This window comes from Cytobacillus praedii (genome assembly GCF_001439605.1).
In the GTDB taxonomy this organism is placed as follows: domain Bacteria; phylum Bacillota; class Bacilli; order Bacillales; family Cytobacillaceae; genus Cytobacillus; species Cytobacillus praedii.
The window spans coordinates 83,140-96,525 of record NZ_LMBX01000008.1 but is presented as its reverse complement, the minus strand read 5'-3'; the positions used below and the strand labels follow the sequence as shown (position 1 = coordinate 96,525).

Sequence of the window (13,386 nt, the reverse complement as noted above, 5' to 3'; positions counted from 1 at the left end):
GGGCCTTGCGGGCCTTGCGGGCCTTGCGGGCCTTCTGGGCCTTGCGGGCCTTGCGGGCCTTGCGGGCCTTCTGGGCCAGGAGGACAATTACACATGTGTCCGTGCGATTTTGGAATTGGAAACAGTGGACAGCATCCTCTAAACTGTGAATTAGAGGATTGAAGCCAGGAAGGAGGAATAATATAATGTTTCATTTTATCATCCTTTCTCAATTATCTATAAAATTATATATTCAAAGATAATTAAGATGCCTGGACAGTTTTATCAAAAATAATCACTGCTTCTCTAACAAAAGAAAAAATCTATTAACTACAATTAGAAACAAGCTATTAATAGATTTTGAATATCATGATTGGGATTTAGTCTTTGCTCAAAAAATGGTAGACAATCCACTCACCTAAAAATGGAAAGAAATGATCGAAAGCCTGTTGATAAAAAAACGGCATACTATATTGGCGGGACTATGTGAAAATCGAATTCCCAAAAAGATATCGTTCATTAGCAATTTTTCTGAAGGAAATAATTATTTTGTTGAAAATAAAAAGAAGAATGGATATAATAATTTTTAAAATATTCATAAAACGATGAACAGGAAAAGTAAGTCATTCCCTTTAACTAAAGAGAGCAATCGGCAGCTGGAAAGATTGTGTTAAATAATGATTGAAAGACACCTGTGAGTGATATCCTGAAAAAAGTAGGGATAGACGGTTTGCAACCGTTAATAAGCTTTGAGGTGGCTGCGAACGCAGCAATTAGGGTGGTACCGCGAGATAAGCTCTCGTCCCTGACAAATTGTCAGGGGCGGGAGTTTTTTTATTTAAAGGAGGTGAGTGTCCGTGGATGATGATGATGATGATAAAAAAAATCAAAAATTAAAAATTTTAGGAGGAACTGTCATGTATACAAATCTAAAACGTACACTCGCCAAAGAGTGTGTAAAAAAAGTTGGAGAAACAGTAAAAGTACAAGGTTGGGTTAAAAAAGTAAGACATCTTGGAAACATTAGCTTTTTAGTGATAAGAGATCGAACTGGTGAAATCCAATGTGTATTAGAAGGAGAACTTGCTGGGTTCATTGTAGAAACAGAAAGTGTTATAGAAGCTACTGGAGAAGTGGTTTCAACAAATCAAACATCACTTGGCGTTGAGCTGCTATCAAAATCTGTGAAAGTGATGAACAAAAATAGTTTGCTGCCTTTTGAGGTAAATAAAAAAGAAGTGAAGGCAGGACTTGAGAACCTTTTAAATCATCGGGTATTATCACTCCGTCATGAAAAAATAGCTTCGATTTTTAAAATAAAAGCAACCCTTGAAGAAGCATTTCGTGAATATTTAACAGGCCTGGGATTCATTAGAATTTTTACACCGAAAATTGTTTCTCAAGGTGCAGAGGGTGGAGCCAATGTTTTTACATTGAATTATTTTGGGAAAGAAGCATTTCTTGCACAATCTCCCCAATTTTATAAACAGATGATGGTGGCTTCAGGTCTTGAGTGTGTATTTGAAATTGGAGCTGTTTACAGGGCAGAAGAACACAACTCCTCAAGACATTTAAATGAATATATTTCTTTGGATGTTGAATTGGGTTTTATTGAAGGCTTTGAAGAATTAATGGAACTTGAAACTGAAGTTTTAAAATATATGTTTGAAAAAGTAAAAGAAAAAAATAAAAATGAGTTAAACCTTTTGAAAATTGAGGTACCAAATATCATGGAAATTCCAAAACTAACAGTACATGAAGCAAGTGAAATTCTAAAGAAGCGTTATAAAAAAGAAATGTCTGAAGGTGACCTAAATTCTGAAGGCGAAAAACTTATTGCAAATTATATAAAAGAAACAACGGGGAGTGATTTTGTCTTTATTACAGAGTACCCGAGAGAAAGTAGACCTATGTATACGATGCCTTCGGAAAACGGATTAACTAAGTCATTTGATCTCTTATATAAAGGTCTAGAAATAACTTCTGGAGGTGAACGAATTCACGAATATGAAATGCTTGCAGCATCTTTCAGAGAAAAAGGACTTAACGAGGAAAACTTCGAAAATTATTTAAACACGTTCAAATACGGTGTTCCGCCGCACGGAGGTTTCGCTATTGGACTGGAACGTTTAACTGCTAAACTCCTTGGATTAATGAACGTTCGAGAGGCAAGTGCTTTTCCTCGTGACATCAATAGGTTAACACCATAAATGGACTATTATGCTGTTTATTATAGCCTGTTCAGTAATAATTAGGCCCACTTCATATAGTGGGTTTTCTTATTTTTATAACAAGTTTCCCTACTTTCTCCCCCGTTACTAAAATAAAGTAACAGATATTCGTTAAATTGCTCTAAGTGAAACAAGTCAAATAAAGAAGCCCTTCCATTAGGGGAATCGTCTTGAAAATAGACTTAGCGTTGTAAATCCGCATTTTCATGAACCCCCCCAATTCCTGCTGCTGAATTGCGCCCTATTTTTTATGGAATACAAGAGGAAATTCTATTGGCTGGTTAACGGAAAAAAACTCAGTTATTTTTGAAGAAGTTCAATGTTTCTCTAAATGTATTTCGAGCTAATTCTTCATTGTATTTAGAAGAGTATGGATCACTAAATCCGTGCTTCCCCCTACAAATACGTGCATCGATATTTGCTTTATCAATTGTTGAAACTAATTCATTAACATTAAATGATTTTTCCTTATCCGGAAAAAATAACAATACCGGACAATTTGGATTTATATTTACATAGTCCCTTATCCGTGAACCATAGTATCCAACAATACCATCAACACATTCTTCCTCACAACACAGCCAAGCAACCGTTGCCCCTACACTAAATCCAATAATAAATATTTTTGAATACTCATCTTTACTTTCTAATAAGATACTTTTTATTTTATGTAATCCGTTAGAGAAACCTACATTATCCATAAAATTTTGGTAAGCTTTTTCCTCTTGCGAATAATCAAAGGGGAAATCCTGTTGTAATAAATCTGGGCAAATAATATCAAAATTTTCTTCTGAAAGTAATTCACATACATCCACCATATGTTGGTTAATTCCATATATTTCGTGAACGACTATAATTAGTTTATCGGAATTTTTGTTTATTTTAAGCACCCTATTCACCCCATAAATGATATCCACATTGTTAATAATTATATCATTTCAACCTGTCCGTTAATGAGCATTCCCCCATATATCTTCTTTTCTTATTCAAAAAATGGCCCATTACATAAAGAAAAGGCGTCATTCCTGTTGCAGAATTACGCTGTTCGCGGAATAATATAAAAGAATCAATACAGCCCTCTATCTATTTTTATTGTATTAATGCTCCCCTCGATAGTTCCAGAAGACCTCGAGTAATTTTACAGGGGTATTTGTTAGCTTAACTAAGAAAATGAATCAGGGTAGCATGCTAAAAAATGAACCATCTCATCTGAAATTTCCCATTTAAATATTGCTGTCAATGTTGGGTCTCTAAAAAATGAATTCACAGCCTTGTGATTAAATTCTGTATTGTAAGTTTCAAATTGTTCAGTTACATTTTTTGCTCTAAGACGCTGAAGATCGACAGATTGAGAAGGTAATCCATTTGCAAAATCAAAATCCAACGTTTTTATAGTTTTTCTCTCGGGATTTCGGTTGGTACAAGCATGAACTTCCATTCGGTTAATATCATACACAAGACTAAAGACTGTATCCTCACGCCTTGCAGAGGTCAATACTTCGAAAGCAAAATCAATTATATCGATATGATTTGAAATTTCTGGCATTCTTTTCGAAACTGTTAATAGCCTTTGCATTGAGTTCTCCTGATATTCACCACAATCAGACCAATTTGTTTTTCCACTCTCAATTTCTTTCAACGCTTCTTTATAAGGGGAATTCACTATTACTGGAAGAGGTAATTCTCCCCTATAGATGGTCATTTTCCCATTTAAGAATTCTATTACTGCACGATCCCCAATTTTGTCTGCGATTAGGTAGTGTAATCTAGATGTACTCTGGTCTATCCGAATAGATGGGGCTACTTCCAGGACTTCTTGAACCGTACTACATGTGTCCAATAAATATTGAATCCATTGTAACTCGTTTACTGCAGGACGTACGTCAGAAGCAGGATATTCAGTTTGCCAAAGAGTGGTCTGCTCCACAACAAGACCTTTTTCATTTATACCGCCATTCGGATTTTCCTTTCCAATCTGTGAAACGGTTAAACTTCCGTAAGCAGAAACCCAAGAAGCTGGCTGAGTGGGTGGCAGCATTAAAGCGGTCTTTCGAACACCACGTTGGTTTGTAAATAAATAAACCCCATTGTATATCACATCTTGATTCTTACAGACAAGATACTCACCATTTTGATTGATTTGAAAAGCTGTACTCATGTATTTTCCTCCTTCGGATTTAGCAATTGTTCAAGTAAGACATAATTACCGTTTTCCATTTGATCTAAGAAAGCTTCGCAAATTCTACGGGTTTGTTCCTTGTTTGGACTAATTATGGCGTCAAATCTACTAATTAGGATATATTTCTCTTTTTCGGTTTGAAGAAGAACTAATTTCTCACGATACTCTTCCATTTCAAATTCATTCTCGCCTTTATCTAACTTTTGATTAAGGAAAAGAATTTGAATATCAATCTTCTTTTCTTGTGTTAGTTCTTGTAAATTATTCTTTTCATCGATTAATAAATCTGCCTCAATCTCAAAATACTCTGCTAAAGATTGCAGCCTCTCCTTAGGAACAGGACGTCGTTTTTTGACCCAATCGGAAAATTGCTGTGGAGTAATCCCCACAGCCCTACATACACTAACATACGAGACTTGATTGATAAGAGCCAAGTATTGTAAAACTGTTATTGATTCTTGTGAACTCATTTTCATCTGAATCACCTTCCTGACGTAAAATACGTCTGACATAATATATGTCAATCATAACATTGACGTAAAATATGTCAATCGTAATTTGTTAAGTTAAAAAAATTGCGCTTCCGAAAGAAAGTGAAAATAAAGCAGGTTATGAACTAACCTGCTTTAAGTACAAAATTTCATAAATCCATTCTAAGCTTTAACCTAGATATCTAGGTGTTGTGCAACAATCTGGCCCGATTATTGAATAGATTAACTCGCATTTTATAATAAATTTATTATTTTTTAAAAGACTCAATTGTAAATTAACCACCTTTATTATCTTGGTACAGAACATTTTCCCCTAAGAAAAAACCTGAAAGAGTTTGTTAACTCTTTTCAGGGTTATAGTACCCTATATATTAACTGCCTTTCTACCTTAAAACTTCATTACTATTAAACTGTCCATTACAAAGAACCTATCTGGATACTAAGTTCAGACAGTAACGACATAGAATGAAATGTTGCTTTCAAATAAATATTGTTCAAAAATACCCCTCAAGACAGTATTTTACGATAAAAAGAAAAAATCCATTTTGAAAAAAATTAATCAAAATGGATTCTTATTAGTAGAATAAAGATGGGTTTTTATAAAAAAGATTGATCATTTTCTATCTATGTTGGTAAACAGTCGCGCCAGAAAGAATAACTAAGATTTGTCACAATCCAAAATTACTTAATTGTTCTTCAATAACGCATCCACTTGTTATATTATTTCAAGTCTTCAATCGAATCAATGTTGACATATTCTGGTACAACAAGTCCATTCTTCGTCCCTTGAAGATTTTGTCCAAGGTCAATGAAATCCTTCTTATAGGTATTATAATACTCAACATGCGTAGTTGGGAGCCATGCACCAACCATCCCGTCCACACTTCCATTGGCTACACCGGCAAACATTGGCCCAACTTCAACTTGGCTTAAGGTCACGTCATATCTATTTTGCTCAAGAACCTTGCCAATAACATGCGTACTAGCTATTTCTGTGTCCCAAGCAACAAAAACAAGATTGATCGGTTGGCCACTTCCTGTTTGTGCACCGTTTGTCCATTTAGAAACTTTGTCAGGATTGGCATCAATCCACTTTTCAGCCGCTTCTGTTGGATCCATTCCATTTGTAATATCGACCATTACGGCTTCCATATCACTTGGTTCCCAAGAAAATTGATCAAGGATTTTATAGGCACCAGGTGCATCCTGTTCAAGACCTTTTCTTACGATTGTATGAATACTTTCAGCCCCACCAAAGGATCCTTTCGGGTCCTCCAGATATTTCAAATCGAATGAGGAGAACATCCAATGTGGTGACCATCCTGTGATAATAATGGGTTCTTGAGTATTATAGGCTTTCTGCAGTTCAGCAACCATTGCAGCAGAAGAGCCTTCGAGTAACGTCCAATCATCTAACTGGTAATCTTCTAGTGCTGTACTTGTCAACCCCATCAAGCCTGCTCCAGGTTCAATCCCAACAATTTCATAATCTGTTTGGGCACCAATCCCATTCGCATTATCATTCACAGCAGCCTTGTCTTTTGGAATCGCAACAACAATTGCCGTAACAACTACAAGAAAAGCAAAAATTGAAAACGCTATTTTAGGCTTAACAACATGTCTGTAAGCCGGGTTCCGTAAATTTTGCGTGATACGGTCAAGAATAATAGCAATGAAGACGATCGATAATCCAGCTTCAAATCCTTGCCCAACGTCAATTTGGCTAACCGCTCGATAAACATCTGCTCCAAGTCCAGGTGCACCAACTAACGATGCCGTAACAACCATCGATAGAGCAAGCATAATACTTTGGTTAACACCTGCCATAATGGTTGGAGTAGCCAAAGGTAATTGAACTTTGAACAATTTTTGACTGGTAGTTGCCCCAAAAGCATTTGTCGCTTCAATTAAATCTTTAGGCACTTTCTGAATACCAAGATTCGTCATACGTATGGTTGGTGCAATAGCGAAAATAAAGGAGGCAATAATTCCTGGTACGACTCCAATCCCAAAAAATAAAATGGATGGAATTAAATACACAAATGCAGGCATGGTCTGCATAAAGTCTAAAATAGGTGTAACGATGTTTTGCACTGTTTTTCTTTGAGCACACCAGATTCCTAGGGGGATCCCAATGATGATCGTAAGCAATCCTGATAATAATACAATCGCAAGAGTTTGTATACTTGAATCCCAATAACCAAGATTATCAATCAATAGTAAACTAATGAACGTAAAAACTCCTAATGGCCATCTACTTGTATAGGTAACCAAAAGAGTCAAGAAGAGAATTAAGACGATGGGAGGACCTACACTTAATACATCCGCTATTACATCCAATAGCCCATCGATTAAATTGGTTATAAAGGTAAAGAGTCCAGCCATCGCAATGGTCAACCATGCAACAAAAGAATCTACCCATTCTCCTAAAGGAATTTTGGGAATATCCATTTATTTAGTCACTCTCCAATTCATTCAAAGAATCTTTATTTCCCGTTAAAGCACCAATAACTGCCCCGCGTATCACAATTCCTTTGAATCGATTTTCTTCATCAATAACAGATATCGGCAAATTGGATGTTGCGATCACTTCCATTAGATCTGTAAGTAATGTATCTTCTGATACCGTTGGGATATCCGTTGTCATTGCTTCGGCAATGGATTGATTTTGATCAATGGCTTGACGTGCTTGTTCAGCTGTAATTGCCCCCAGTAATTTATTCTTACGGTCTACAATAAATATGCTGGAATATCCTTGATTTCGCATAATTTCCAATGCAACTCTTGGACCTCGGTCTACACCGATTTTTTCGCCTCGCTTCATCACATGTGACGCCGTTATAACTTTTGATAAATCAACATCTTCAACAAACTTTTCAACAAATTCATTTGCGGGCTTGATCATAATTTCTTCAGGTGTCCCAAGTTGAATGACACTGCCATCTTTCATCAGAGCAATTCGATCCCCAATTCGCAGTGCTTCATCTAAATCATGGGTGATAAAAATAATCGTTTTCTGGTATTGTTCTTGAATGCCCATTAATTCATCCTGCATATCTTTACGAATTAACGGATCTAAGGCGCTGAAGGCTTCGTCCATCAAGATAATATCTGTATCACTTGCAAGAGCTCTAGCAAGACCAACCCTTTGTTGCATTCCACCGCTTAATTGTGAAGGGTATTGATGTTCGTAACCTTTTAACCCAACAGCTTCTAATGCATTCATCGCTTTTTTGCGGCGTTCATCCGGAGCGACTTTCTTAATTTCAAGACCAAATTCAGCGTTTTCGAGAATCGTTTTATGTGGAAAGAGGGCAAAGTTTTGAAAAACCATACTGATTCTTTTTTGTCTGGTTTCCCGTAATCTTGCGGCATTCATTTTAACGATGTCTTCATTTTTTATTAGTATTTCTCCAATTGTAGGATCGATCAGCCTGTTAAACATTCGAATTAAGGTTGACTTTCCACTTCCAGATAAACCCATGATGACAAAAATTTCACTGGGGTAAATTTTAAAACTAACATTATTCACACCAACCGTGAGCCCTGTTTCTTTTAAGATTTCTTTCTTTGATTTGCCCTGTTTCAATAAATCAATGGCAGCTTTAGGAGATTTACCAAAAATCTTTGAGACATTCCTGACTTCTACATATGGATTCACCAAATCACCTCATTTTATTAATCTCGCCAAGTCCCTATTTAGTTTTCCCTATTGTGTATCTCAGTATGAAAGATTCCATAGGAGAAGGGAAAATAGTATGAACCCATTGAATGATCTGATCACATCAAAAAGATCGAAAAATTGATGAGATACAAATTTCCATTCCAATACAAAAAGGATATGAAATATTTCCTTTGAAAGAAAAGTTTCATATCCTATTACTCTTTTATAAAAAAGATCAGCCAGTTCAGTGATCTCTTATTGTTAAAGATTGATTAATTTGACTAGCTGCAGAAGCCAATAAATAATTATCAACTACATCAAATTTAATGATAGTGCCCAAAGTAACTACATTAACTGCTACAACTTCTTTATAAATCTGTAATGTACCCCTTGTCTTATTTCGCAATCTACCTTCTAGCTTAAAATCTTTGCAATTGTGCATTTAAGGCTGCTTCGTTAAAAGATACAACCACATAAAAATTCGAAACCTGTTATAAAAGCATTTTTAGTTCCAAAATAAAATGATAACGTTAGGGTTCGAACCCCTTCTGGCTAATGAAAATTTCATCCTCTGAAAAATACTGCCGCATTCGTTTATAAACCATTTGATAGACGGATGGATGATACCATTCTTCCATTTCCAGATTTTTATATAACGCTTGTAAGCCCATCTTATGTGTCCGTTTCCCACCACTGCCGTCCCCCATAAAATAATCGTCAATACATACTCGGTTAACCAAGGGACGCAATATTTCTGCAAATCGCTCACTGCTTGGCAATACAGGTGCGATGGCAACCTGTGCAGGAATACCGAACTCAGCAAGCAGTTCGAGTGTTTTAAGCCTTGCTGGAATAGGGGGAGCATTTGGCGTAAAATGCTTGCGAATATCTTCCCTATCGGTCTCTACTGTCATACTTACCCGAACTTTATCTTTAAAATGCTGCAGCAAATCGATATCACGACTTACAAGCGGGCTTCTAGTCTGTACGAATAGGAAGTCAGGGGGATCTTCTGCCATCACTTCCAGTAAAGATCGCGTCACTTTTTCCTTATACTCTATTGGTTGATACGGGTCTGTACTTGATGACATAAAAATGGTTACTTTCCCTTTGGCTTTGGCGCGAAGGAGCTCCTTTTTTAATAAATTCGCAGCTCCGTTTTTAACATCGACCCAATTTCCCCATTCCCCTTCTCGAAAAAGAGAGACAGGCATTCTGCGTACATAACAATAGGAACACCCAAATGAACAGCCTGTATAAGGATTTAGTGAATGAGTATATCCAGAAAGAAAGCCAGTCCCTTTATTCAGAATGGTTTTCGGACTTTTATAGAATAATTCACTTTTCATGACAGTACCCCCATTCATTGTACGGCAATCATTACTCATTGCTGGATGAAGCTCGCTTTTCCAGATCCAGGAGCAGTGTCTTCATATCTAATCCGCCACGATAGCCAGTTAATGAGCCATTCTTTCCTATTACACGATGACACGGTACAGTAATTAATACCGGATTCGCCCCAATAGCCGTACCTACAGCACGAACAGCTTCCGGTTTATTTATATCATTTGCAATGTCGGAATAAGATTTCGTCTGTCCATAAGGAATATCACACAGTGCATTCCAGACTGCTAGCTGAAATTGCGTACCTGCGTACTCAATTGGAACAGTAAAGGTCTTCCGCTTTCCTTCTAGATACTGAGTGATCTCAACGACATAGGGTTCAAGCTTTTCATCATCTTCAACAAGAGGGCTTCCTGGGAAGCGTTTCTTAGCCCATTCGGACAATTCCTCGAATGGTTTGTTCTGCGAACCTACAAACACAAGCCCCTTTGAAGTTGAAGCGATATAAAAATTCCAAATCTTAAACTTTAGTAAAGACCAATAAAGGGCTGGTTTATTCTTTATTTCCATTATACTTTTCCTCCATTTTACTCATTTGACGAAATTGCGCTGGTGTCTGTCCAGTTCTCTTTTTAAATAAAGTAATAAAATAAGGCGCATTAGCCATACCCACACATATGGCGATATCTCCAATCGCTTTATTTGTCTGAATCAAATACTTTTTAGCCGCGTGTACTCTAACTTGCTGTATATACTCAACCGGCGTAATGCCTCTAATCTTTTTAAATGTTCGATGCATATGATACGGACTCCCATGACAAATATTAGCTAACGATTCTAGAGTTAATTTTTCCGTGAAATTTTTATCAATGTATTCAGTAATTAAATCAACCCACTCGCTATCAGGCAGATTTTCATTCGTGGGCTTGCAGCGTTTGCAAGGGCGAAAATTTGCGCGGAGAGCTTGGGCCGCATTTGAAAAAATGCATACATTTTCTTTTTTCGGAACGCGAGATTTACAGGATGGCTTACAGAATATTCCCGTCGACTTTACAGCGTAGAAAAATTGATTATTGTACGCGGTATCATTATTTATAATTGCTTCCCACTTTTCATCTGTTATCATTTCTACATTATTCAAAGTTCTATGATCATGGCTCTCTTTATGTCCGTTATTAATCCTATCCGGCATTTCTCTCACCTCTCCTTACAATTTACTCCTTATAAATTCAGAATGTACAATTCTAGGAATGGAATAGCAAGATATTGAAGATTAATTTTTATCCCGCATTAACGGGCTGTAAGACTCCCACCTAAAAACTTAGAGAAATCGGAGAAGTTTAGGTGGGAGATGAACAGCCCGTAAAAGCCCGATTGGTTTAACTAATGATCAGTGGGGGATGAAGAAAAACCCCACTGATCAAAGTTTCACTTTATTTAGAATCATGAAAAATGATTCCAAGACCGTATCGTTCTCCAGATGTAACCGTGCATACTCCGTGACGAACCGTATTTTTGTAATATCCTTTTTTACCTGGAACAGGTCTATGGCTAGTAGGAAAGATCAGCGCACTCCCTTGTTCTAAAGTAATGACATGTCCCCTGCTCTGAGCACGAGGAATTTGTTCCACTAATAGGGATTCTCCACCCGTATAGTCCTTATCTCGCTGATTTAAAACGAATACTACTTGAAATGGGAAAAATATGTAACCATATAAATCTTGATGCAAACAATTAAACCCGCCTGTTTCATACTTTAATAGTAAAGGTGTCGGTCTAGTTTGTTCATATTCTTCACAGGTGTTCAAAAAATCTTGAAGATGATCTGGGAACTGTTCAGTTTTCTTTAAATAACTCAACCATCGATTGGCTGTTTTAGCCAATTCTAGATAAAAGGACTCTCTTAAACTTTGGATGATTTCAGGCAATGGATAGGAAAAATATTTATACTCCCCATTCCCAAAGCGATATCTCGTCATATTGATTGTCGTTCTATATGACTCTTCCTCACAATACAATTCGATGAACAATTCACATTCCTCTTTTGTTAAAATCGCAGGAAGCTGTGCAAATCCTTGCTCATCTAATTCATTTTGAATTGAATCCCAATTTAAGTTTTCGACACGTGTTTTTATGTCTTGGACCATTTTTATCCACTCCTATTTAGCATTCTTGGTAACTAACACTATAACCTCATAAATAGAAAAAAATAAGATATTTAGAATGTAATAGCAAGATAACAAAATTAGTAAAGATTTTTATGTGATAAAGTAAAATTTAACAAATAGTATAGAAAATCGTAAAAAATGAGGAGAATGAAAAAATGACATGGCATGAAGTCAATGATGTTATTGTAATTACATTGCCTGAAAATTTTGATATGAATGCTAACCTAGGCTATCTAACAAGGGAAAAAAATGAATGCATGTATGAAATAGAGAACGATATCATTACTAAAGTTATAGCCATTGGGGAAATTCGGTCCTTAGTACAGGTAAGCATTAACACTAATAAACAAATGGTTGTTCAATTCCTGAACGATTCTAGACCTATTGAAAAGTGGAAACGGGAAGAGATTGTAAAATATATTCACGAATGGTTTGATCTTGATAACGATTTAACGCCATTTTATGAAATGGCAAAAGCAGACCCATTACTTAAAATGCCTGCTCAAAAATTCTATGGATTGCGAGTTGTCGGCATTCCCGATTTATTTGAAGCTTTATGTTGGGGAGTATTAGGGCAACAAATTAACTTAGCCTTCGCTTACTCCTTAAAGAAGCAATTTGTAGAAGGATTTGGCGATTCCATCAAATGGAATGAGAAAACGTATTGGGTGTTCCCATCGCACGAACGAATTGCACAGTTAACACCTGCCGACCTAGCAGATATTAAAATGACGGTAAAGAAAAGTGAATATATCATCGGAATTGCCAGATTAATGGCAAGTGGAGAATTATCGAGGGAAAAATTAATGAAAATGAACTTTAAAGATGCTGAAAAAACCTTAATTAATATACGAGGAATCGGTCCATGGACAGCCAATTATGTTCTAATGCGCTGCCTCAGGTTCCAGACAGCTTTTCCAATCGATGATGTGGGTCTTATTAATTCGATAAAACTGTTACGAAATATGGACCGAAAGCCTACGAAAGATGAAATCAAAGAAATCTCGTTTCCTTGGAAGAACTGGGAATCATACGCCACCTTTTACTTATGGCGAGTCCTTTACTGACTAAGACCGGAATGTACTCAATAAATTGAGAATGAACTTTAACTCCCTATATAAATATACAAGCACCTTGTTTAGGAACAACAAGTATAAGACACACTTTTTATACATAGGGCTTGGCTTTACCTCCTAGATTAGGGAGCCCCTAGCCTATCTGGAAGCCTTGACGCTTCCAGATTATGACCCTTAAATTGAACAATACAGTCAAAAGAAAAAAACTATATAGTGATTTATCGCTTTAAAGATAAGATCGGTTCACAAGGAAA

Annotated in this window: 12 protein-coding genes and 1 other annotated feature; of the genes, 2 read left to right on the top strand and 10 right to left on the bottom strand. The window is 36.5% G+C overall.

All coding sequences use genetic code 11. The features are described from left to right. The coding region (locus tag ASU02_RS26970) for a hypothetical protein (RefSeq protein ID WP_232426224.1) at positions 1 to 194 on the bottom strand (194 nt) is incomplete at its 3' end. A 381-nt stretch (positions 195 to 575) separates the two neighbouring features. Continuing rightward, positions 576 to 789 (top strand) — a binding site (T-box leader). Between the two features lie 107 nt (positions 790 to 896). Between ASU02_RS26970 and aspS the strand changes: the two genes are divergently transcribed. After that, the gene (gene aspS, locus ASU02_RS10740) at positions 897 to 2,189 is read left to right on the top strand and encodes an aspartate--tRNA(Asn) ligase (RefSeq protein WP_057763563.1); all 1,293 of its coding nucleotides are present in this window, start codon (positions 897 to 899) and stop codon (positions 2,187 to 2,189) included. A gap of 317 nt (positions 2,190 to 2,506) precedes the next feature. Here aspS and ASU02_RS10735 read toward each other — a convergent pair whose 3' ends face one another. The 9 genes from ASU02_RS10735 to ASU02_RS10690 form a co-directional block, all read right to left on the bottom strand. Continuing rightward, positions 2,507 to 3,100: a dienelactone hydrolase family protein gene (locus tag ASU02_RS10735; RefSeq protein WP_057763418.1), complete on the bottom strand. Its 594-nt coding sequence runs from the start codon at positions 3,098 to 3,100 to the stop codon at positions 2,507 to 2,509. A gap of 272 nt (positions 3,101 to 3,372) precedes the next feature. Then, on the bottom strand, positions 3,373 to 4,368 hold the full coding sequence (locus ASU02_RS10730) for a linear amide C-N hydrolase (RefSeq protein ID WP_057763417.1): 996 nt from the start codon (positions 4,366 to 4,368) through the stop codon (positions 3,373 to 3,375). Then, positions 4,365 to 4,865 (bottom strand): helix-turn-helix domain-containing protein, encoded by a 501-nt coding sequence (locus tag ASU02_RS10725; protein WP_057763416.1) that lies wholly within the window; start codon positions 4,863 to 4,865, stop codon positions 4,365 to 4,367. The genes ASU02_RS10730 and ASU02_RS10725 overlap by 4 nt, the downstream gene beginning before the upstream one ends. A 735-nt stretch (positions 4,866 to 5,600) precedes the next feature. Further along, entirely contained in the window at positions 5,601 to 7,331 is a 1,731-nt protein-coding gene (locus ASU02_RS10720) for a glycine betaine ABC transporter substrate-binding protein (RefSeq protein ID WP_057763415.1), read from the bottom strand. Positions 7,332 to 7,335: 4 nt separating this feature from the next. Next, positions 7,336 to 8,541 carry a quaternary amine ABC transporter ATP-binding protein gene (locus ASU02_RS10715; protein WP_057763414.1) on the bottom strand — a complete coding sequence of 402 codons (1,206 nt, stop codon included), beginning with the start codon at positions 8,539 to 8,541 and terminating at the stop codon, positions 7,336 to 7,338. A 533-nt stretch (positions 8,542 to 9,074) separates the two neighbouring features. Continuing rightward, entirely contained in the window at positions 9,075 to 9,893 is an 819-nt protein-coding gene (locus ASU02_RS10705; protein WP_057763412.1) for an SPL family radical SAM protein, read from the bottom strand. 31 nt (positions 9,894 to 9,924) lie between these two features. Continuing rightward, positions 9,925 to 10,458 carry a methylated-DNA--[protein]-cysteine S-methyltransferase gene (adaB, locus tag ASU02_RS10700; protein ID WP_057763411.1) on the bottom strand — a complete coding sequence of 178 codons (534 nt, stop codon included), beginning with the start codon at positions 10,456 to 10,458 and terminating at the stop codon, positions 9,925 to 9,927. After that, positions 10,442 to 11,080: a bifunctional transcriptional activator/DNA repair enzyme AdaA gene (locus ASU02_RS10695; protein WP_057763410.1), complete on the bottom strand. Its 639-nt coding sequence runs from the start codon at positions 11,078 to 11,080 to the stop codon at positions 10,442 to 10,444. The genes adaB and ASU02_RS10695 overlap by 17 nt, the downstream gene beginning before the upstream one ends. 241 nt (positions 11,081 to 11,321) lie before the next feature. Next, positions 11,322 to 12,035, bottom strand: a complete 714-nt coding sequence (locus ASU02_RS10690) for a 2OG-Fe(II) oxygenase (protein ID WP_057763409.1) — start codon at positions 12,033 to 12,035, stop codon at positions 11,322 to 11,324. A 176-nt stretch (positions 12,036 to 12,211) separates the two neighbouring features. Between ASU02_RS10690 and ASU02_RS10685 the strand changes: the two genes are divergently transcribed. After that, on the top strand, positions 12,212 to 13,123 hold the full coding sequence (locus ASU02_RS10685) for a DNA glycosylase (protein ID WP_057763408.1): 912 nt from the start codon (positions 12,212 to 12,214) through the stop codon (positions 13,121 to 13,123). Positions 13,124 to 13,386 lie beyond the last annotated feature (263 nt).

Bases quoted from the DNA above. Each gene is read 5' to 3' on its own strand.
- aspS (WP_057763563.1), top strand. From the start codon at position 897: ATGTATACAAATCTAAAACGTACACTCGCCAAAGAGTGTGTAAAAAAA.
- ASU02_RS10730 (WP_057763417.1), bottom strand. From the start codon at position 4,368: ATGAGTACAGCTTTTCAAATCAATCAAAATGGTGAGTATCTTGTCTGT.
- ASU02_RS10725 (WP_057763416.1), bottom strand. From the start codon at position 4,865: ATGAAAATGAGTTCACAAGAATCAATAACAGTTTTACAATACTTGGCT.
- ASU02_RS10720 (WP_057763415.1), bottom strand. From the start codon at position 7,331: ATGGATATTCCCAAAATTCCTTTAGGAGAATGGGTAGATTCTTTTGTT.
- ASU02_RS10705 (WP_057763412.1), bottom strand. From the start codon at position 9,893: ATGAAAAGTGAATTATTCTATAAAAGTCCGAAAACCATTCTGAATAAA.
- adaB (WP_057763411.1), bottom strand. From the start codon at position 10,458: ATGGAAATAAAGAATAAACCAGCCCTTTATTGGTCTTTACTAAAGTTT.
- ASU02_RS10695 (WP_057763410.1), bottom strand. From the start codon at position 11,080: ATGCCGGATAGGATTAATAACGGACATAAAGAGAGCCATGATCATAGA.
- ASU02_RS10690 (WP_057763409.1), bottom strand. From the start codon at position 12,035: ATGGTCCAAGACATAAAAACACGTGTCGAAAACTTAAATTGGGATTCA.
- ASU02_RS10685 (WP_057763408.1), top strand. From the start codon at position 12,212: ATGACATGGCATGAAGTCAATGATGTTATTGTAATTACATTGCCTGAA.